General features: G+C 68.2%; 13 protein-coding genes. 6 read left to right on the plus strand and 7 right to left on the minus strand.

The features are described from left to right. Positions 1–13 precede the first annotated feature (13 nt). Positions 14–898 carry a transporter substrate-binding domain-containing protein gene (locus AC1DE3_RS24840; RefSeq protein WP_476780690.1) on the plus strand — a complete coding sequence of 295 codons (885 nt, stop codon included), beginning with the start codon at positions 14–16 and terminating at the stop codon, positions 896–898. Between the two features lie 158 nt (positions 899–1056). Here the strand turns inward: AC1DE3_RS24840 and AC1DE3_RS24845 are convergent, their stop codons facing one another. Then, positions 1057–2211, minus strand: a complete 1155-nt coding sequence (locus AC1DE3_RS24845) for an amidohydrolase (RefSeq protein ID WP_476780689.1) — start codon at positions 2209–2211, stop codon at positions 1057–1059. 216 nt (positions 2212–2427) lie between these two features. On the opposite strand from AC1DE3_RS24845, the gene AC1DE3_RS24850 reads away from it, so the two are divergent. The 3 genes from AC1DE3_RS24850 (at position 2428) to AC1DE3_RS24860 (ending at position 6314) form a co-directional block, all read left to right on the plus strand. Then, positions 2428–4137: a lysine--tRNA ligase gene (locus tag AC1DE3_RS24850; RefSeq protein ID WP_476780688.1), complete on the plus strand. Its 1710-nt coding sequence runs from the start codon at positions 2428–2430 to the stop codon at positions 4135–4137. 19 nt (positions 4138–4156) lie between these two features. Beyond that, positions 4157–5542, plus strand: a complete 1386-nt coding sequence (locus AC1DE3_RS24855) for an FAD-binding oxidoreductase (RefSeq protein WP_476780687.1) — start codon at positions 4157–4159, stop codon at positions 5540–5542. A 91-nt stretch (positions 5543–5633) separates the two neighbouring features. Next, on the plus strand, positions 5634–6314 hold the full coding sequence (locus tag AC1DE3_RS24860) for a nitroreductase (RefSeq protein ID WP_476852843.1): 681 nt from the start codon (positions 5634–5636) through the stop codon (positions 6312–6314). A gap of 120 nt (positions 6315–6434) precedes the next feature. On the opposite strand, the gene AC1DE3_RS24865 is transcribed toward AC1DE3_RS24860, so the two are convergent. Together AC1DE3_RS24865 and AC1DE3_RS24870 are read right to left on the minus strand one after the other, a co-directional pair. Further along, positions 6435–7505, minus strand: coding sequence for a DUF808 domain-containing protein (locus AC1DE3_RS24865; protein ID WP_476852844.1), 1071 nt, complete (start codon positions 7503–7505; stop codon positions 6435–6437). A 173-nt stretch (positions 7506–7678) separates the two neighbouring features. Further along, positions 7679–9751: a 3-hydroxyacyl-CoA dehydrogenase NAD-binding domain-containing protein gene (locus AC1DE3_RS24870; protein WP_476780684.1), complete on the minus strand. Its 2073-nt coding sequence runs from the start codon at positions 9749–9751 to the stop codon at positions 7679–7681. Between the two features lie 187 nt (positions 9752–9938). Here AC1DE3_RS24870 and AC1DE3_RS24875 point away from each other — a divergent pair, with 187 nt between their 5' ends. Continuing rightward, entirely contained in the window at positions 9939–10685 is a 747-nt protein-coding gene (locus AC1DE3_RS24875; protein WP_476852845.1) for an enoyl-CoA hydratase-related protein, read from the plus strand. Positions 10686–10700: 15 nt separating this feature from the next. Here AC1DE3_RS24875 and AC1DE3_RS24880 read toward each other — a convergent pair whose 3' ends face one another. The 4 genes from AC1DE3_RS24880 to AC1DE3_RS24895 form a co-directional block, all read right to left on the minus strand. Then, a complete protein-coding gene (locus AC1DE3_RS24880) occupies positions 10701–12218 on the minus strand; it encodes a tripartite tricarboxylate transporter permease (protein ID WP_476780682.1) in 1518 nt (505 codons plus the stop codon). Positions 12219–12228: 10 nt separating this feature from the next. Continuing rightward, positions 12229–12699, minus strand: coding sequence for a tripartite tricarboxylate transporter TctB family protein (locus tag AC1DE3_RS24885; RefSeq protein ID WP_441509619.1), 471 nt, complete (start codon positions 12697–12699; stop codon positions 12229–12231). Positions 12700–12802: 103 nt separating this feature from the next. Then, positions 12803–13804, minus strand: a complete 1002-nt coding sequence (locus tag AC1DE3_RS24890) for a tripartite tricarboxylate transporter substrate binding protein (protein ID WP_476780681.1) — start codon at positions 13802–13804, stop codon at positions 12803–12805. A gap of 126 nt (positions 13805–13930) precedes the next feature. Beyond that, positions 13931–15385 carry a peptidoglycan-binding protein gene (locus tag AC1DE3_RS24895; protein ID WP_476852846.1) on the minus strand — a complete coding sequence of 485 codons (1455 nt, stop codon included), beginning with the start codon at positions 15383–15385 and terminating at the stop codon, positions 13931–13933. Positions 15386–15627: 242 nt separating this feature from the next. Between AC1DE3_RS24895 and AC1DE3_RS24900 the strand changes: the two genes are divergently transcribed. Beyond that, complete coding sequence (locus AC1DE3_RS24900; RefSeq protein ID WP_476780679.1) at positions 15628–20886, plus strand: alpha-2-macroglobulin family protein; 5259 nt, start codon at positions 15628–15630, stop codon at positions 20884–20886. The last annotated feature ends 35 nt before the right edge of the window (positions 20887–20921 follow it).

Consider the following 20921-nt stretch of genomic DNA (forward strand, 5'->3'; position numbering starts at 1 on the left):
GTCAAGCCCGAGCATGACGCGGCCTCTCCCCTTGATCCGCCGCCCCATCCGGCGCCAGATGCGCGTGATGCTTCGTGCGCTGACCGCCCTCGCCGTCTCGATCCTGCTGGCCGCGACCGCCATGGCTCAGGAGCCGCCGCGCATCGCGATCCCCAATCTCTGGGACCCGCGCATCCGGCTCGACCGGCCGGAACCCGGCCCGCCGCGCGTGGTGCGCTTCCTCACCGACGACGACTACCCGCCCTTCCATTTCGCCGGGCCGGACGGGGCGCTGACCGGTTTCTCGGTCGAGCTCGCCCGCGCCGTCTGCGACAGGCTCGCCTGGACCTGCACGATCCAGCCGCGCCGTTTCGACACCTTGCCGGATTCGCTGGCCGAGGGACGTGGCGACGTGCTGGCAGCCGCGATGAACCTGACGCCGGCGCTGCGGCAGCGCTTCGCCGCGAGCCATCTCTATTTTCGCGCCCCCGCCCGGTTCGCCACCACGCGCGGCAATGCGCGTTCGACACTCGACAGTGCCGGCCTGCAGGGCCGCCGCGTCGCCGTGGTCGCCAACTCCGCGCACCAGGCCTTCCTCGAAAGGCTGATGCCGTTCGTGCAACGGCGCGAGAGTGCCGATCTCGGCGCGGCCATCGCCGCCTTGCGCAGCGGCGAGGCGGAATATGTCTTCGCCGATGGCGTGGCACTGTCGCTGTCTCTCGCCGGCAGCAGCGGGGAGTTCGCCTTCTCGGGCGGGCCTTATCTGGAGAGCCGCTATTTTGGCGAAGGCGTCGCCTTCCTGCTGCGCAAGGACGATCCCGCCCTGAAGCGCGCGATCGACTACGCGCTGCAGGGCCTGTGGGATGACGGGACCTATGCCCGCCTCTATCTGCGCTTCTTCCCGGTCAGCCCGTACTGAACTCCGATCCCCCAAGCCCTCATCCTGAGGAGCCATTCCCCAGGGAATGGCGTCTCGAAGGATGCTTCTGGAGGTTCCGGAACCATCTGGATCACCCTTCAAGACGCGCGCCTCGGGCGCGCTCCTCAGCATAAGGGCTCAGATGGACGAAACGGCTGTTACGGCGCGTTGCTGGCCAGCGCCTGCTTCGCCACCGCGGCGAGCCAGCCCGAGGTCGCGGGCAGGATCGCGTCGTTGAAGTCGTAACGGTCATTGTGCAGCTCGCCGCCGTCCACGGCAGGGCCGTTGCCGATCCAGACATAGGCGCCGGGCCGATCCTGCAGGAAGTAGCAGAAATCCTCGGAGGTGGTGCTGGCGGAGATGTCGCGGCGGACCTCCAGCCCGGCGGCCTTGCCGGCATTTGCCGCCATGTCCTCCTCATCAGGCGTATTGATCGTCGCCAGCCCGCCGAGCGAGAAATCGACATCGGCCTTCATCTCGAAGGTCGCGGCGATGTTGTTGGCGATGTCGCGGATGCGCTGCACGACGCGCTCGCGCACCGGAACCGTGAAGACGCGATAGGTGCCCTCGATCCAGACATGGGTCGGGATCTGGTTCGAGGCGAGCCCGCCATGGATCTGGCCGATCGTGACGACGGCGTTGTCCATCGGGCTGACATTGCGCGAAACGATGGTCTGCAGCGCCACGATCAGATGGCCCATCGCCGTGATCGGATCATGCGTCAGCTCGGGCTTGGCGGCATGACCGGCGGTGCCAGACAAGGTGATCTTGAACTTGCCGGGCTCGGCCATCACCGGGCCGCGATGCACGGCGACGGTGCCGGCTTCCAGCCCCGGCCAGTTGTGCAGGCCGAAGACGCGCTCCATCGGGAAGCGTTCGAACACGCCGTCCTGGATCATCGCCTTGGCGCCGCCATAGCCTTCCTCGGCCGGCTGGAACAGGAACTGCACCGTGCCGCTCCAGCTCTCGTCGTTCTTGAGCAGCGCCGCCGCGCCGAGCAGCGAGACCGTGTGGCCGTCATGGCCGCAGGCATGCATGACGTTGGTCTTGCCGGATTTGTAGGGGAGGTCGTTCACCTCCTGGATCGGCAGCGCATCCATGTCGGCGCGCAGGCCGACAGAGCGCTCCGAGGAGCCGCGCGACAGCGTCGCGACGACGCCGTGGCCGCCGACATTGGCGGCGAAGGGAATGCCGAGCTCCTTCAGCTTCTCCTGCACGAAGGCGCTGGTCTGCGCCTCCTGCAACGACAACTCCGGATTGGCGTGGAGATGTCGTCGCCACGCGGTCAGCTTTTCGAGCAGGTCGCGGTCCAAGGCGGCATCCTTTCAAGGCATGGTCTAAAGCGAATAAGGCAGGGGCGACCCTATACCGGCGTGGCAAGCCGGCAAGCCGCTTCGGCGAGGGGCCGCACCCTCGTTTGCCGCATTTCAACCGTGTTCGCGCATTGACGGCGCCCTTGGCAATCTGCGAAAGCCCCTCTTTCGCTTTTGCGATATGGCTTTCCCGTTCAGGAGAGGACACCGCCGCTCATGCCCGCCTTCGACGCAGCCCTCGTTGACGCCGCCCAGCGTTCGGCCTCCTGGCCGTTCGAGGAGGCGCGCAAGCTCGTGGCCCGCATCGAGAAATCCGGCAAGAAATCGGTGATCTTCGAGACCGGTTACGGCCCCTCGGGCCTGCCGCATATCGGCACCTTCGGCGAGGTCGCGCGCACCTCGATGGTGCGCCACGCCTTCCGCGTGCTCACCGGCAACACCATCCCGACGCGGCTGATCGCCTTCTCGGACGACATGGACGGCCTGCGCAAGGTGCCGGACAACGTGCCGAACAAGGAGCTGCTCGCCGCCAATCTCGGCAAGCCGCTGACCGAGGTGCCGGACCCGTTCGGCACGCACGACTCGTTCGGCCGCCACAACAATGCGCGGCTGCGCGCCTTCCTCGACAGCTTCGGCTTCGACTACGAGTTCAAGTCCTCGACCGACGCGTACCGTGCCGGCGAGTTCGACGCGACGCTGCTCATGATGCTGGCCCGCTATGATGCGGTGATGAAGATCATGCTGCCGACGCTGCGCGAGGAGCGGGCCGCGACCTATTCGCCCTTCCTGCCGATCCACCCGAAGACGCGCGTCGTCATGCAGGTGCCGATCGACGAGATCGATGTCGAGGCCGGCACCATCGTCTGGGCCGATCCCGAGACGAAGGAGCGCTTCGTCACCCCCGTCACCGGCGGCCATGTGAAGCTGCAGTGGAAGCCGGACTGGGCGATGCGCTGGGTCGCGCTCGGCGTCGACTACGAGATGGCCGGCAAGGACCTGATCGACTCGGTCAAGGTCTCCTCCCAGATCGCCCGCGCGCTCGACGGCACGCCGCCGGAGGGCTTCAACTACGAGCTCTTCCTCGACGATCTCGGCCAGAAGATCTCGAAGTCGAAGGGCAACGGCCTGACCATCGAGGAATGGCTGACCTACGGGCCACCGGAGAGCCTGGCGCTCTACATGTTCCAGCGCCCGCGCGAGGCCAAGAAGCTCCATTTCGACGTCATCCCACGCGCCGTCGACGAATATCTCCAGTTCCTCAACGGCTATGAGCGGCAGGACTGGAAGAACCGTCTCGGCAACCCGGTCTGGCACATCCATGCCGGCGATCCGCCTGCACCGGAGGTGATTGCTGCCGGCGAGGGCGAGAACGCGGTGAGGACGCAGGTCACCTTCGGCCTGCTGATGAACCTCGTCGCCGTCGCGAATTCCGAGGACAAGGCCGTGCTCTGGGGCTTCCTCCAGCGCTATGCGCCGGGCATGTCGCCGCAGACCCATCCGCGCCTCGACGCGCTGGTCGGCTATGCGATCGCCTATTTCCGCGATTTCGTGAAGCCGGCGAAGAGCTACCGCCCGGCCGACGAGGTCGAGCGCGATGCCTTCACGAAGCTCGACGCGGCGATCGCCGCCCTGCCCGCGGACGCTACGCCCGAAATGGTGCAGGACACGGCGCTCGACATCGCCCGCGCCATCCCGCGCTACCAGAACCTCACCGCCAAGAACGCGACGCCGGAGCGTCCCGGTGTTTCCGGCGATTGGTGGAAGGCGATCTACCAGGTGATGTTCGGCGAGGATCAGGGCCCGCGCTTCGGCTCCTTCGCGGCGATCTACGGCCTGTCCAACACCCGCGCCCTGATCGCCAAGGCGCTGGCGGGCGATCTGGTCAAGGAACACGCCGCCTTCCTCGCGGCGCGCAAAGCCGACTGACGAGCCTACGGAGCCTGCCATGACCTTTCCCGACGACGCGCTCGCGGCGCTGGCGGAGGTGGTCGGCCCCAGTGGCCTGCGCAGCAGCGAGGCGATCCCCGCTCGCAATCGCAAGGACGCCTCCGATACGCCGGAGGGCCTGCCGGCCGTGCTCGTCACGCCGCGGACGACAGAGGAGGTCGCCGCGGTGCTGGCGATCTGCTCGCGCTTCTCGCTGCCCGTCGTCGTCCAGGGCGGCATGACCGGGCTCGCCGGCGGCGCCACGCCGCAGGCAGGCGAGGTCGCCCTCTCGCTCGAACGCATGAACGGCGTCGAAGAAGTCGACCCGGTGACGCGGACGATGACCGTGCTCGCCGGCACGCCGCTCGCGGTCGTGCAGGAGAAGGCTGCGGCGGCCGGCTTCCTCTACGGCGTCGATCTCGGCGCGCGCGGGACCTGCACGATCGGCGGCAATGTCGCGACCAATGCTGGCGGCGTGCAGGTGCTGCGCTACGGCATGACCCGGCGCAGCGTGCTCGGCCTCGAAGCGGTGATGGCCGACGGCCGCATCGTGGGCCATCTCAAGAAGGTGGTGAAGAACAATGCCGGCTACGACTGGACGCAGCTTTTCATCGGCAGCGAAGGCACGCTCGGCGTCGTCACCCGTGTGCTGCTGGCGCTCCAGCCAGCGGTGACCGGCACGCAGACGGCGCTTTGCGCCGCCGGCAGCGTCGCCCAAGCTCTCGCGGCGCTCAACCGTCTCGAAGCGCGGCTCGGCGGCGGCCTGCTCGCCTTCGAGGCGATGTGGTCCGAATACATGAAGGCCGCGATCGAAAAGGGCGGCCTGCCCGCTCCCTTCGCCGGGGAGACCGAGGTCACGCTCGTCGTCGAGGCGGCGATGGGCTCGGATAGCACGGGCGAGGAGAGCTTTGCGGAAGCGCTCGCCGAACTGGCGGAAGAAGGCCTGCTGGACGATGTGCTGATCGCCCAGTCGGGCCGGGACCGGCAGCGCTTCTGGGCCTATCGCGAGGCGAATTACGAGTTCTACCGCGACCTGCCGCCCGGCATCCATTTCGACGTCAGCATTCCCCTGGGCGCCATGGCGGATGCGGTCGCCTTGCTGCGCCAGCGAGTCAAGGCGCGTAGCGGCACGGCCTTCCCGATCGTCTTCGGCCATCTCGCCGACAGCAACCTGCATCTCTCGATCCACGACGAGACTGGGGATCTCTCCGGCTTTGCCGACATCGTCTACACACTGGTCCGGGAGAAGCAGGGCAGCATCTCGGCCGAGCATGGCGTCGGCGTGCTGAAGCGGCCCTATCTCGGCATGAGCCGCTCGGATGCCGAACTCGCCCTGATGACATCGCTGAAGCGGACGCTGGACCCCGGCAACATCCTCAACCGCGGGCGCATCCTGCCGGCCTGAGCGACGACTAGCGGTCTCTGGCGCACGGCCGGCGGCTCTGTCACAACGCGGTGGAGCAAGCAGCCCGGAGACGCGGAGCATGATCGCGGCGATGACACCTATCGAAGCCGTCGAGCACGCCATCCGCTCGCGCCGGGCCGTTCGCGCCTTCCTGCCCGATCCGGTCGAGCCCGATCTCGTCCGCCGCCTGATCGATCTGGCGGCACAGGCCCCTTCCGGCACCAACATGCAGCCCTGGAAGCTCAGGGTGATCGGCCCGCAGTCCCGGGCAAGCCTCGAAGCAGCGCTGCTCGCAGCGCTCGAAACCGGCGAGCGCCCCGGCGTCGAGGAGTACCGCTACTATCCCGAACGCTTCCGCGAGCCCTATCTCTCGCGACGCCGCAAGGTCGGCTGGGATCTCTACGGCCTGCTCGGCGTGGCGAAGGGCGATAGCGAAGGCATGAAGCGGCAGACCGCGGCAAACCTGCGCTTCTTCGATGCGCCGGTCGCGCTGATGCTGACGATCGACCGCGATCTCGAAATCGGCTCCTGGCTCGATCTCGGCATGTTCATCCAGAACCTGCTGATCGCCGCGCAGGGCCACGGCCTCGATTCCTGCCCCCAGGCGATCTTCGCGCAGTTCCATCCGATCGTGCGGCGCGAGCTGGCCATCCCCGAGGACGAAGTCGTGGTCTGCGGCATCGCCATCGGCAAGGCCGATGCGGATGCGCCGGCCAACCGCCTCGTGCCGGAGCGCGAGCCGGTCGAGAGTTTCACCAGCTGGCTGGATTGAGGCTGGGTCAACCGCCCGTCATGGTCGGGCTTGTCCCCACCATCCACGCCTTCCTCCGGCGAGGGCGGTGTTCAAGACGTGGATGCTCGCGGCGAGCGCGAGCATGACGGCGAAATCCCGCTACGATTCGCGCCTGGCATCGGGTGCAGGCCTGCCCGCACCCTTTCTGAACAGTTTCAGCACCGGCTCGACGAGCCAATGCATCGCGACGATCGCGATGCCGCCGACGATGAGCCCGAAGACCGCCGACAGCACCACCCCGGCCAGCCACTCCCCGGCACCGGCGACCGCGGTCGGCAAGGCGCGGCCGGCCGCCACGGCAAGGTCATGGACGCCGCGGCCGAGGCCCGAGAGGCCGTAGCCCTCCAGCCCGTGGATGATGATGCCGCCGCCGACCCAGAGCATCGCCGCCGTACCGACTGCGCCGAGCAGGTTGAGGAAAGTGGGCATGCCGCGCACGAGGCCGCGCCCGAGCGGCCGCGTCAGCCAGCGCAGCGCACGGTCGAGCCTGCTCGCTTCACCCGGCTTCGGCCGCCTGAGGCCCAGCAGACTCGTGGCGGGGCGCTGGTTGGCGGCAAGCGCAACACCGACATCATCCGCCTTCACGATCAGCGCGACGACGCCATAGACCGCAACGGTGATGCCGATGCCGACGATGGCGAGCACCGCCGCCTTCATCCAGAACGACTGGTCGGAGACGCCGGCGAGCGTGATCGCCATGATCTCCGCCGAGAGGATGAAGTCGGTCTTGATCGCACCGGCGACCTTCTGCTGTTCGAGGGCCGCGGGGTCTCCCGCCGTCTCGCCCGCCTTCGCGGTGCCATGCGCGCCATGCGGCAGCACCAGCTCCAGCACCTTCTCGGCGCCCTCGAAGCAAAGAAAGGCGCCGCCTGCCATCAAGAGCGGCGTGATCGCCCAGGGCGCGATCAGCGCGAGCAGGAGCGCGCCCGGCAGCAGGAAGATGAGCTTGTTGCGCAGCGAGCCCAGCGCGATCCGCCAGATGATCGGCAATTCGCGCGAGGCGGCGAAGCCCACGGCATAGCGGGGCGTCACCGCCGCATCGTCGATGACGACGCCCGCCGCCTTGACCCCCGCCTTGCCGGCCTGGGCCACGACATCGTCGACCGACGCCGCCGCAACCTTGGCTATGCCGGCGACGTCGTCGAGCAGCGCAAACAATCCCGAAGCCAATCGCCTCTCCTGAGATGACGCAAACGGCCGCGACCCTAGCCCGCTTTCCGCGAGCCGTCATTCTCGGGCGGAGCGCAAGCACAGACCCGAGAATCTCAGGCCGAGGAGGCTCCGGAGCCTCTCGTGAGAGAGATGCTCGGGTCAAGCCCGAGCATGACGAGCCTCAATCCGACTCAGCCCTTCAGGCTCGCGAAACCCTTGCCCTCGGCGGCTAGGCGCTTCAGCAGCGGCGCCGGCTCCAGCGCCTTGTCGCCGGTCTCGGCGGCCTGTGCTTCCAGCCGCTTCGCGATGACGTCGAGCCCCACCGTATCGGCCCAGTACATCGGACCGCCCCGCCAGGCCGGCCAGTTGTAGCCGTTGATCCAGACCACATCGATGTCGCCCGGCCGCGCCGCGATGCCCGCTTCCAGAATGCGCGCCCCCTCGTTCACCATCGGGTCGAGCAGACGCGCCAGGATCTCCTCCTGGGTGAAACTGCGCCGTGTCACGCCCTGCTCGGCCGAGATGCGGGCGATCAGCGCCTCGACCTCGGGGCAGCGCTGGCCGCTGCGCGCCCCCTGCGGATAGAGGTAATACCCGCGCCCGGTCTTCTGGCCGAACCAGCCGGCCTCGCAGATCGCATCCGCGACGGGCGCCTTCAGACCGCGCGCCTTGCGCGAGCGCCAGCCGATGTCATTGCCGGCAAGATCGGCCATGGCGAAGGGCCCCATCTTGAAGCCGAAACCGACCAGTGCGGCATCGACCTCATGCGGCAGGGCGCCCGCGATCAGCAGCCGCTCGGCGGCGCGCGTGCGCTGCTCCAGCATGCGGTTGCCGACGAAGCCGAAACCGTTGCCGACCACGACCGGCACCTTGCCGAGCTTTCGGCCGAGCGCGACGGCGGTGGCGATCGCATCGTCGGCCGCGCCCTTCGGCCGGACGACTTCGAGCAGCTTCATGACGTTGGCCGGGCTGAAGAAATGCATGCCGATCACGTCCTGTGGCCGCTTCGTCGCCGCCGCGATGGTGGGCACGTCGAGATAGGAGGTGTTGCTGGCCAGGATCGCGCCGGGCTTGGCGACCTTGTCGAGCTCGCCGAAGATCTGCTGCTTGACGCCCATCTCTTCGAAAGCGGCCTCGATGACGATATCGGCGCCGGCAGCCGCAGCGAGCCCGACGGCCGGCCTGATCAGTGCCATGCGCCGGGCCTTCGCCTCCGGCGTCAGCGACCCCCGCGAAACCGAGATGTCGTAGATCGCGCCGATACGGTTGATGCCGTTGTCGAGCGCCGCCTGCGCCGTCTCGATCAGCGTCACCGGGATGCCGGCATTGGCGAAGCACATGGCGATGCCGCCGCCCATCGTTCCCGCCCCGATCACGGCGGCGCTGGCGATCTCCCGAGGCTTCACCTCCGGCCCGATGCCCGGCACCTTCGCGACCTCGCGTTCGGCGAAGAAGACATGGCGCAGCGCCTTGGAGCGCTCGTCGGCGATCAGCGACAGGAACAGCTTGCGCTCGACGGCCAGGCCTTCCGCGAAGGGCATGGTGAAGGCGCTGCGGACCGCCTCGACCAGCGCCGGCACGTTCGGCATGCCGTCGGCCTTCTTCAGCGCGTCCTTGGCAAGCGCCTCGAAAGCTTCGCGATCCGCCTCGGTCAGCCTGTCGTCATCCGCGCTCGTGACTGGACGGCGCCCTTCGGCGGCGAGCCCCTCGGCCAGCCTGATCGCCGCCTTGACGACATCGCTGGAGACGACCTCGTCGAGCAGTCCGTATTCGAGCCCCTGCCCTGCCGAGATCGGCTCCCCGGAGAGCATGATCGGGAAGGCCTTCGACGCGCCGATCAGCCGCGGCAGGCGTTGCGTGCCGCCGGCGCCGGGGATGAGGCCGAGCTTGATCTCGGGCATGCCGAGCTTGGCAGCGGGCAGCGCGACGCGGCCATGGCAGGCGAGCGCGACCTCGAGCCCGCCGCCGAGCGCGATGCCCTGGATCGCCGCGACGACCGGCTTGGCCGAGGCCTCGATCGCGTCGAGCAGGTCCGGCAGCAGGGGCGGCGCGGGCGGCTTGCCGAACTCGCTGATGTCGGCACCGGCGATGAAGGCCTTGCCGGCGGAGGCGATCACGATCGCGACCACCGAAGCGTCGGCGTTCGCCTGCTGGATTGCGCTCGCGAGCCCTTCGCGCACCGCGGCGCCAAGCGCATTGACCGGTGGATTGTCGATGGTGGCGAGCGCGACCGGGCCGCACATCTCAAGCTGAACCTTCGTCATCGACGCTCTCCGCAATTCCTGTCCCGCGCCCGACTCGCAAACCAAGGCAGCGAAGGCGTCTGGCGGGCAAGGGAGAATCGGGACCGCGCGATGTCAAGCACAGGGCGACGACGAAAGACGCATCCGGCCTCGCTTGACCCTGTCCGAAGGGCCATGTCATCCGGGCTGGGCAATCAGGAGCGGACCGATGAGCGAAGTGCTGAGCGAAACCGTCGCGGCCGGCGTGGTGCAGGTCACCATGAACCGGCCCGACCGCAAGAATGCGCTGGATCGGGCGAGCTATGCCGGGCTGATCGCGGCGATCGGCGCCGCCGAGGCCGACGCCTCTATCCGCGCCATCCTGCTGACGGGCGCCGGCGGCTGCTTCACCAGCGGCAACGACATCAAGGATTTCGCCATCGCCGCCGCCTCAGGCGAAGGCCCGCGCATCGCCATCGACTTCCTCGAGGTGATCTCGACAGCCCGGAAGCCGATCGTCGCGGCCGTGGAAGGTTTCGCCGTCGGCATCGGCACGACGATGCTGCTGCATTGCGACCTCGCCTTCGCCGCCCGCTCCGCGACCTTCCGCCTGCCCTTCGTCACGCTCGGCCTCTCCCCCGAGGGCGGATCGAGCTACCTGCTGCCGCTCGTCGCCGGCTCCAAGAAGGCGGCCGAATTGCTGATGCTGGGCGAGGCCTTCAATGCGGAGGCGGCCGCCGAAGCTGGTCTCGTGAATGCCTTGGTCGAGGACGGCACGGCGCTGGAAGCCGGTCTTGCCAAAGCCAAGGCACTGGCGGCTCTGCCGCCGGAATCGCTCGCGCTCACCAAGATGCTGCTGAAGCGCGGCTCGGCGCAGGCCGTGGCCGAGACCATCGCGACGGAGGCCCGCCATTTCGGCGAACGCCTGCGCTCGCCGGAGGCGATGGCGGCCTTCGCCGCGTTCTTGAAGAAGTGAGGGGTCGGCGCCGCTTCAGGGCGCCGCCGTGTCCCCAGCCAGCGCCCCCGCGGGACGGCGCCCGAAGGGCAGTAGCCGCCAGACCATCAAGCCCCAGATGACGAGCGTGCTGACGCCCAGAACGCCGGCGATCGGCCGTTCGAAGAACACCAGGAACGAACCGTCCGACTTGATCATCGAGGTCATGAAGTTCTGCTCGAGCATCTCGCCGAGCACGAGGCCGAGGATCAGCGGCGCGACCGGCACGCCGTGCTCTTCCAGAAGCCAGCCGAAGACCCCCATCACCACCATCAGGACGACGCCGTAGAGCGAATTGGTCATGGCGAAGGAGCCGACCATGCAGAAGATCAGGATGATAGGCAGCAGGATGTTGCGCGGCACCCGGAGGATCTGCTTTGCCGACTTGATCGCCGCCCAGCCAAGCGGGAACATCAGGATGTTGGCGAGGATGAAGATGATGAAGACGGCATAGATCAGTTCCGGCGTCTGCAGAAAGACGCTGGGACCGGGATTCATGCCCTTCATGTAGAGCACGCCGATGACGATAGCGGTGATCGAATCGCCCGGGATGCCGAAGACGAGTGCCGGTATCCAGGCACCGCCGAGCGCGGAATTGTTGGCCGAGGTCGAATCGACGATGCCCTCGATATGGCCGGTGCCGAATTTCTCCGGCTCCTTCGAGAGCTTCTTCGAGACGGCGTAGGAAACCCAGGCCGCGATGTCCGCGCCGGCGCCAGGCAGCGCGCCGATGACGGTACCGAGGATCGAGCCGCGGAAGAAGTTCCTCCAGTATTTCCGCCAGACGGCCCCGACGCCGGCCAGCATGTTGCCGACCTGCTGCTTGACCATCGTCGCGCCGGCCTCCATCGAGACCGCACCGCGCAGGAGCTCGGACACGGCGAACATACCGATCAGCGTCGGAATGAAGTTGATGCCGGAGAGCAGATCGACATTGCCGAAGGTGAAACGCGGCTGGCCGGCCGCAGGGTCGATGCCGATGCAGCCGATGGCGAGGCCGACGAACAGCGACAGAAGCCCCTTCACCGGATCGCCCGTGCCGATGAAGACGGCGCAGGTCAATCCGAGACAGGCCAGCCAGAAATACTCGAAGGACGAGAAGTTGATCGCCACCTCGGCCAGAACCGGCGCCAGCAGGATCAACACGATAACGCCGAAGATGCCGCCAAGGACCGAAAAGACGAGGTTGACGCCCATGCAGAGGTCGAGCTGACCCTTCTTGGTCATCTCGTAGCTTTCATCCGCATAGGCGGCCGAGGCCGGCGTCCCCGGCATGCGCAGCATGGCGGCTGGAATGTCGCCGGCGAAGATCGCCATGGCCGTCGCGGTGACGATGGCGCCGAGCGCCGGCACCGGAGCCATGAAGAATGTGACGGGCACGAGCAGCGCGGTCGCCATCGTCGCCGTCAGGCCCGGCATGGCGCCGACGAACATGCCGAACATCGCGGAAGCGAGGATGACGCCCAGGACCTGGATGTCGAAGACGAGCCCGAAGGCAGTCGTGATCGCTTGCATCGCCAACTCCTCAGAGCACGCTGTCGAGGATGCCGCGCGGCAGGGGCACGAGCATCATGCTGCCGAAGAACCACTGGACGAGCGCCGTCATCGCCGCGGCCACGATCAGCGCCGTCAGCGGGCGGACGCCGAACCACAGGAACAGCACGAGCTGGATCAGGAAGGCGCAGGGAATGAAGCCGAGCGCCTCTGACGCGAGGAGATAGAACAGCATCGCAGCCAGCATCAGCGCGAAGGAAGCGATGTGGCGCGGCTGCCTGACCCAATCGGCGAGGACGAGCCATGGCACCGCCGCAGGCAGACGCCGTTCGCGCAGGATCAGCAGCAGTGAGCACAGGATGATGCCGGTGCCGAGGATGCGCGGGAACAGGCTCGGGCCGTAATTCTGGCCCGGAAATGCCGGGAAGGAAAATGTCAGCGCGATCATGATCGCGGCCAGCACGATGAACGTGGCGCCGACGATGGTGTCGTTGAAACGCATCGGTTCGACCTTGTCCGAGCGGCCTGCCCGCAACGCGGAACGCAGGCCTGAAAGGCATTGCGACGGACGGCCGGGCCGCCCGTCGCGCTTTGGCTGCGTCGGTTCAGCTCGCCTTCTTGGCGAGGCCCGCGGCGGCCATGGCGGTACCCATCGCCTTGTCGCCATCGGCCATGAACTTGGTGAAGCCAGCCTGGTCGGCAAAGGTCATGCCGAAGCCGCGCGCATTCATGAAGTCCTGGAATTCCTTCGATTCATAGGCCTTCTGGAGCTCGGCGATGAGGGTTTTCTGAACGTTCTCGGGCAAGCCCTTCGGCCCGGCGATGCCGCGCCAGGCGCCAACGGAATAGTTGACGCCCAGTGTCTCGTTCAGCGTCGGCACATCCTTGAACTGCGGGTTGCGCTCCTTAGCCATGATCGCCAGCGACTTGGCCTTGCCGGCGTCGAGCATGGCGCGGGCTTCCGGCACGGAGCAGGTGACGATGTCGATGCCGCCGGCAGCGAGATCCTGCATCGCCGGCGCGGCACCGTTCGATGGCGCCCAGGCGACATGGTCAGGCTTCAGTCCCATCGACACCAGCCAGCCGATCAGCGCGAGGTGCCAGATGCCGCCCTGGCCCGTGCCGGAAGCCTTGAGCTTGCCGGGAGGAGCGGCCTTGATCGCCTCAGCCAGCGCCTTGATGTCCTTGTGTGGGCTCGACGCGCTGACCTGCACGCCTGGCGGATCCTCGTTCATCAGGGCGAGCGGCGTATAGCTCGCAGGGGTCAGATCGGTCAGTCCCTGATGGTGCATCATGCTGATCTCGACCGTCAGCATGCCGATGGTGTAGCCGTCGGGGGCGGCGGTCGCGATGGCGGAATGGCCGACCACGCCCGAGCCGCCGGTCCGGTTCACCACGTTGACGGGCTGGCCCAGCCCCCTCTCCAGCATAGCGGCGACGATACGCGCGGTTGCGTCCGTGCCGCCGCCGGCGCCCCAGGGGCAGATCAACGTAATCGGACGGGCCGGCCACTTCGCCTGCGCGATGGCTGGCGCCGCAATCAGGCTGGCAGCGCCCGCCGCGGCCGCGCCCTTGAGCACAGTTCGCCTGTCGATGAAATCACTCATTCCCCATCTCCTCCGCTAAATCGATTTAGTATACGGGCGCTCCTCGTCCGCGACGGGGCTCCCTTGGTACGACGGCTTATCTGAGCCGATCGCGCGGCGGGTGACAACCAGCGATTTAGTCGGATGCTACAGGCCGCAGATGACGGGCAGAACGCTGCCCGAGACGCGTTCGACCACCGCGCCGGTGCTGAGCTCGGTGCCCGCCGCAGCCGGCGATAGCGAAGCGCCGGCTTTGCCGAGCATCGCCTGGATGGCAGCGGCATCGGCCAGCGCGTAGCTGCGCTGCGGCGCGATGCCGGCGATCAGGACCTTGTCGGAGGGGTTGTCGGTGACGATCCCGACCAGACGCCCCTGCCGGTCGAAGGCGGGGGCGCCGGCCTGTCCAGGCTGCAGGGGCGCCCGCAGCGCAGGCTTGCCGCCGGCCGCCAGCACGCTTTGCCCCGGCAGTGCCAGAGCAACCCTTTTGCCGGCATCATTGCCATAGGCGACGAGCACCAGCGCCTCATCGGCACGCGGCGCCTCTGCGCGCAGGCCGGGTGGCTTCGTAGCACCCGTGCCGTCGAGATCGAGCAGGACGAGCCCGCTCGCATCGTCCTTCAGGCGCAGCTTGCCGGCGCGATTACCGACGCGCAGGCTGCGGCAGCCATCGACCGCTGGCGCGACACTCAGGGCCATCCGCTCATTGAGCGCGATCGCGACGCCATAACGTTCGTTGCTGCGCGCGGCCGGCACCGCCTGCGAGGGCAGCCCGGCCTGCGGGCTGGCCGCACCGGCGACCGACGGAGGCGCGGCGGGGACCGCCCCGGTCGGGAAGGGCTCGAAGCTCGCCGCAATCGCGATGACGAGCCTGTCGACCATCGGCGCGACCGCCTTGTCGTAGCCGATCGAGAAGCCGCGCAGCCCCTGCGGCCCGGCCGCGAGCCGGCGATAGAACCGCCCGGTCGGCGTCTCGCCCGTCACAACGAAGAACTCCGGCCGGAGCAGCTTGTAGGTGATCTTGCGGGGACTGTTCGGGTTGACGGCTGTCGCCTTCTCGAAGAGCGCGGCGAGGTCCTCGCCCGGCGGCGAGGCTGAAGTGTCGAGCGTGACCTTCTCGTCGGCGCTCTGCCAGCGGCTGCCGCCGGAAGGCGTCGCGTCACGCCTCGGCAGGAGCTTCGTCGGGATGCCGATCTGAACGCCGGTTTTCTCGTCGACCAGTGTGCGGAAGCCGGCCAGGTCGCGCGCGACCTGCGCGGTCCTCGCCAGGGCGACCCGCTCGGTGGGAAGGAGCATACCGTCGGCCAACCCACGCGCGCCCTTGAAGGTGTTGATCGCGCGGAAGGTCAGGGGACCAAAGGCGCCGCTGACCGCGCCGTTGAACTGACCAGCCCAGATCAAATCGCTCTGGATCGCCTTGCGCTCGGCCTCGGGCAGGGCCTCGAAGCTCGCCTGCGCCGCCGCCATCTGCGGATTCGCAGCCTGGGCCTGCGCGCCGGGCGCCTGCGCCCAAGCGCCTGCATGCGGCGCGGCCACCAGCGCGAGCGCCAGCGCCGCGGCGCGGGCTCGTCCGATTCGCAGGCGGGTCTGGCAGGCGCGCGGCATCATCTCGTCCTCAAGGCGGGGGCAGAGCGGCGGCATTGAGCGTCAGAACGCGCCGCGCCGCAACCATGGCAAAGCAGCTCCGTCGGAAGTTTTGGCGGTTTGCGCCCCGCCGGCGCGACCTGCATTCGCATGACTTGAACGCGCGCCGGGCGGTGATAGCCTGCCGGCCCCGTCTCACGCCGTCATCGGCCTGAAGCCTTTGCCGCTGATCCTGGCGGACCGGCCGACGAAGAGGAACGACGATGACCCTGCTTTCCCGTCTCGCGCTCGCCCTCTGCCTGACCTTCTCGGCCGCACCCGCCTTCGCCCAGAAGGCCTATGTCCGCAACGACCTGCTCTCCGACGGCCAGCGGCTGGAGGAGCGGCTGAAGCGCGAGGTCTCGGCCGGGAACCGCTCCGCCACTGACGCCGTCCGCGCCGGCGAGATCGCGCTCGCCCGCGGCGATGCCCGCTCCGCCCTGCCCCAGGCCAATGCCGCGATCGTCGCGGATTCCGGCAGTTCCGCCGGCTGGCGCCTGATGGCGCGCGCCGCCAACGCCATCGAACCGCGCGACTATCGCGAGCGCTGGGAGCTGCGCGAGCGCGCCATCGCCGCTGCCTATCTCGCCTACAGCCGAGCGACCACCCGCAGCGACGAGGCGGCGTCGCTCGGCGTGCTCGCACAGACCTTCGAGAAGAACGAGCTCTGGCGCCCGGCGCTGACCACCTATCGCCTCAGCCTCGACCTTGCCGCCAACCCTGCGCTGCAGAGTTCCTATGAGAGCCTGCGCGAGAAGCGCGGTTTCCGCCTGATCTCAAACAAGACCGATTCCGACGCCGCCTCCCCGCGCGCCTGCTTCGAGTTCTCGGAAGCGCTGGCACGCGGACGCGTCGACTTCGCGCCCTATGTCGCCATCTCCGGCGGAAAAGGCGATTTCGCCGTCAGCGCCGAGGATCGCCAGATCTGCGTCGACGGCCTCAAGCATGGCGAGCGCTATGGCGTCGTCATCCGCCAGGGCGTGCCCTCGGCCATTCCCGACGAGACCCTTTTGAAATCGGCCGATTACGAGATCTATGTCCGTGACCGTACCCCCTCGGTGCGCTTCACCGGCAAGAACTACGTGCTGCCGCGCACCGGCCAGCAGGGCATCCCGGTCGTCTCGGTCAATTCAGGCAAGCTCGACCTCGAGGTCATGCGGATCGGCGACCGCAACCTGATCAACTCCGTCCATTCCGACGACTTCCTCGGTCAGCTCGGCTCATGGTCGGGAAAGCAGATCTCGGGCGATAAGGGCCAGAGCGTCTGGACCGGCACGATGGACGTGAAGTCCGAATTGAACCAGGACGTGATCACCGCCTTCCCTGTCACGGAAGCTGTCGGCAGTCTCAAGCCCGGCGTCTATGTGATGTTCGCCAAGCCTTCGGGCGGGCCGGCCTCCGCGCCCGTCAGTGACGATAGCGATTCCTATGACGACGGCTCGACCCGCGCGACGCAATGGTTCGTCGTCTCCGATCTCGGCCTGACCTCCTTCACCGGCCCGGACGGCGTGCATGTGCTGGCACGCTCGCTCGCCGATGCGAAGCCCGTGGCCAATGCGGAACTTCGCCTCATCGCGCGCAACAACGAGGTGCTCGGCACGGCGAAGACCGACGCGAACGGCTATGCCCGCTTCGATGCAGGGCTTGCCAAGGGCCAGGGCGGCAATGCGCCCGGCCTCGTCACCGCCTCGCTCGCCGAGGATTACGGCTTCCTCGACCTGAAGCAGACCGCCTTCGACCTCTCCGATCGCGGGGTGAAGGGGCGCGTCGCGCCTGCCGGCCTCGACGCCTATCTCTACACGGAGCGCGGCGTCTACCGTTCGGGCGAGACGGTCTATCTCACCTCCCTGCTGCGCGACGCCAAGGGCGCCGCCGTCACGGGTCTGCCGCTGACCATCGTCGTCAAGCGTCCTGATGGCGTCGAGTATCGCCGCCGTCAGGTGGAGGATCAGGGTGCCGGCGGCCGTGCCCATTCGATCCAGCTCGTCTCCGGCGCCGCGACCGGCACCTGGCGGGTCCTCGCCTATTCCGATCCGAAGGGGCAGGCGATCGGCGAGACCTCCTTCCTCGTCGAGGACTATGTGCCCGAGCGGCTGGAACTGACGCTAACGCCAAAGGCGCCACTGCTTCAGGCCGGCCAGCCGGCCGAGCTCGACGTCGCCGCCCGCTATCTCTACGGCGCGCCTGGCTCCGAGCTCGAGGTCACCGGCTCGATGACCATCCGTGCCGCGGGCGCCAGCGCCATCCCCGGCTTCAAGGACTATCAGGTCGGCCTCACCGACGAGGCCTTCGAGCCCGTCCAGAGCGAGTTCGAGGAGAGCACCACGACCGACGCCGCCGGCAAGGCGGTGATCACCAACCCGGTCCAGCAGCCCGACACCAACCGCCCGCTCGAGGTCGAGATGACCGTGCGCGTCGGCGAACCCGGCGGGCGCGCCATCGCTCGCTCCGTCACCTTGCCGATCGTGCCGAAGGGCGCCGCCATCGGCGTCAAGAAGCTTTTCAGGGACGGCGACCTCGGCAACGGCCAGACCGCCAATTTCGAAGTGATCATGGCGACCGGCGACGGCAAGCGCATCGCCCGGCCCGGCGTCAAATGGGTGCTGTCGAAGGTGCGCCGCAACTATCAGTGGTTCTTCCAGGACGGCCGCTGGAACTATGAGGGCGTGAAGACCACCCGCCGCGTCGCCGATGGCGAGATCGCGGTGGCGGAAGCCGCGGGCGCAAAGATCGCCGCGCCGGTCGAATGGGGCAATTACCGGCTCGACGTGACCTCTGACGGCGTTGAAGCGGCCGAAAGCTCGGTCTCCTTCAGCGTCGGCTATGAGAGCGACAAGACGGCGGATACGCCGGATGTGCTTGACGTCGCGCTGGACAAGGCCGCTTACGCCGATGGCGAGAGCCTGCAGGTTCGCCTCTCGCCGCGCTTCGCCGGCAAGGCGACGCTCGCGGTGATTACCGACAAGGTCGCGGATATCCGCACCATCGACATCGCCGAGGGCGGCACCAGCGCCTCGATCCCGGTGAAGGCGGAATGGGGCGCCAGCGCCTATCTCGTCGTGCTCGCGCACAGGCCCATGGACGCCGCCGCCAAGCGCCTGCCCGGCCGCGCCATCGGCCTTTCCTGGTTCCAGATCGGCAAGGAGCAGCGCACGCTGGCTGTTGATCTCGGCGCGCCGCAGCTGGTGCGCCCGCTCTCGACGCTGTCGCTGCCGGTCAAGGTCACCGGTATGAAACCGGGCGAGGACGCCTACGTCACACTCGCAGCCGTCGATATCGGTATCCTCAACCTGACCCGCTATGAGAGCCCCGATCCCAGCAAATTCTTCTTCGGCCAGCGCCAGCTCGGCCATGAGCTGCGCGATCTCTACGGCTATCTGATCGACGGCATGCAGGGCACGCGCGGCGCGATCCGCACCGGCGGCGACGGGGCTCCCCAGCTTGAAGGCGAGAAGCCGACGCAGGAGCCGCTCGCGCGTTACTCCGGCGTGGTCAAGGTCGGGCCGGACGGCACGGCGAAGATCGATTTCGACATGCCGGCCTTCAACGGCTCGGTGCGCGTCATGGGCGTCGCCTGGTCGGCCGGGCGCACCGGCCAGGCCAGCGCCGATGTGATCGTGCGCGACCAGATCGTCGCGCAGGCGACGCTGCCGCGTTTCCTCGCCATCGGCGACCAGTCGCGCTTCCATCTCCAGGTCGACAATGTCGAGGGGCCGGCCGGCGCCTATACCGTCGATCTCGACGTGAAGGGCCCGGTGCTCGTCGCGGCCGACGCCACCCGCCGCACCATGCAGCTTGGCGCCGGCGCCAAGACTCAGATGACGATCCCCGTCACCGCCGCCGGACTCGGCCGCGCCGAGTTCGACGTGCGCGTTTCCGGACCGAACGGTATCGGCACGGTGCAGAACCTCGCGGTCCGGGTGCAGCCCTCGACTGCTACGATCGCACGCCGGATCGTCCGGGCCATCCCCGGCAATGGCGGAGCGATCACCGTCTCCGCCGATCTGCTGGCCGATCTCGTGCCGAATTCGGGACAGGTCTCGGTGAGCGTCTCGCCCTTCGGCTCGCTCGACGTGCCCGCTCTGCTCAAGGCGCTCGACCGCTACCCCTATGGCTGTACCGAGCAGACCGTCTCGCGCGCGCTGCCGCTGCTCGCCGTCAACCAGCTCGCCTCGCTGGAGCAGCTCGCGCTCGACGACAAGGCCGACGAGCGCGTCGTCAACGCGATCGAGCGCGTACTCGCCCGCCAGGGCGGCAACGGCTCCTTCGGTCTCTGGGGCGTCGGCGGCGACGATCTCTGGCTCGATGCCTTCGTCACCGACTTCCTGACGCGGGCCCGCGAGAAGCAGTTCGCCGTGCCGCAGATCGCCTTCAACCTCGCGCTCGACCGCCTGCGCAACCAGGTCGTCAACACCAGCGAGATCAACAAGGAAGAGGCTGCCGGTATCGCCTATGCGCTCTATGTGCTCGCCCGCAACGGCCGGCCGGTGATGGGCGATCTGCGCTACCTCGCAGACAACAAGCTCGGCGATTTCGCGACGCCACTCGCCCGCGCCCAGATCGGCGCTGCGCTCTCCGCACTGGGTGATCGTGGCCGCGGCCGCGCCGCGTTCGGCAGCGCGCTCGGGCTGCTGCAGCAGGCTGGTGATGACGGCCTGTCGCGGCCCGATTACGGCTCCCGCCTGCGCGACGGCGCCGGCGTGCTCGCCCTGATCGCCGAATCCAACGGCGAGCGCGCCGATATCAGCCGCGCCGTCTCGATCCTCGACGCCACCCGCAACAGCGCCCGCTACAGCTACACGTCGACACAGGAGCAGATGTGGATGGTGCTGGCGGCGCAGGCCATGGCCAAGGACGCCGAGGGCATGACGCTGACGGTCGACGGCACCGCTCGGAAGGGCGCCCTCTACCGCACGATTCCCGCCGAAGCACTGGAGGGGAAGCCCCTGACCATCGCCAATCCCGGCGCGGCCAGTGCGCAGGCGGTCATCACCGTGGCGGGCATCCCGACCGCGCCGGAGCCGGCCCTGAACCAGGGCTTCGGGCTGGAGCGCGTGATCTACACGATGAAGGGCGAGCGCGCCGATCCCGCCCGCCTGCGCCAGAACGAGCGCTATGTGGTGGCGCTGACCGTCTCGGAAGGCGCGCCGCGCTATGGCCGTTTGCTGCTGGTCGATCCGGTCCCAGCGGGCCTTGAGATCGAGAACGCCAACCTGACGGAGGGCGCCTCGGTCGCTGGGCTGGATTGGCTGAAGCAGGAGGTCTCGCCGGTGCATACCGAATCGCGCGACGACCGCTTCGTCGCCGCCTTCGAGCGCTCGGGCGCGAAGAGCGACAAGCTCGCCTACACCGTCGCCTATATCGCGCGGGCGGTCTCGCCCGGCCGCTACGTCTCCCCCGCCGCCGTGATCGAGGACATGTACCGGCCGGATCGCTTCGGCCGTACCGGCTTCGGGACGGTGGAGATCACGGCGGTGCGGTGATGATCGGCCCCGGACCAGAACACCCGTCATTCTCG

The sequence above is a fragment of the Allobosea sp. 10L417 genome (genome assembly GCF_056395485.1).

Coding starts and splice junctions, on each gene's coding strand:
- AC1DE3_RS24840 (WP_476780690.1), top strand. CDS start 14: ATGACGCGGCCTCTCCCCTTGATCCGCCGCCCCATCCGGCGCCAGATG.
- AC1DE3_RS24850 (WP_476780688.1), top strand. CDS start 2,428: ATGCCCGCCTTCGACGCAGCCCTCGTTGACGCCGCCCAGCGTTCGGCC.
- AC1DE3_RS24855 (WP_476780687.1), top strand. CDS start 4,157: ATGACCTTTCCCGACGACGCGCTCGCGGCGCTGGCGGAGGTGGTCGGC.
- AC1DE3_RS24860 (WP_476852843.1), top strand. CDS start 5,634: ATGACACCTATCGAAGCCGTCGAGCACGCCATCCGCTCGCGCCGGGCC.
- AC1DE3_RS24870 (WP_476780684.1), bottom strand. CDS start 9,751: ATGACGAAGGTTCAGCTTGAGATGTGCGGCCCGGTCGCGCTCGCCACC.
- AC1DE3_RS24875 (WP_476852845.1), top strand. CDS start 9,939: ATGAGCGAAGTGCTGAGCGAAACCGTCGCGGCCGGCGTGGTGCAGGTC.
- AC1DE3_RS24880 (WP_476780682.1), bottom strand. CDS start 12,218: ATGCAAGCGATCACGACTGCCTTCGGGCTCGTCTTCGACATCCAGGTC.
- AC1DE3_RS24885 (WP_441509619.1), bottom strand. CDS start 12,699: ATGCGTTTCAACGACACCATCGTCGGCGCCACGTTCATCGTGCTGGCC.
- AC1DE3_RS24890 (WP_476780681.1), bottom strand. CDS start 13,804: ATGAGTGATTTCATCGACAGGCGAACTGTGCTCAAGGGCGCGGCCGCG.
- AC1DE3_RS24895 (WP_476852846.1), bottom strand. CDS start 15,385: ATGCCGCGCGCCTGCCAGACCCGCCTGCGAATCGGACGAGCCCGCGCC.
- AC1DE3_RS24900 (WP_476780679.1), top strand. CDS start 15,628: ATGACCCTGCTTTCCCGTCTCGCGCTCGCCCTCTGCCTGACCTTCTCG.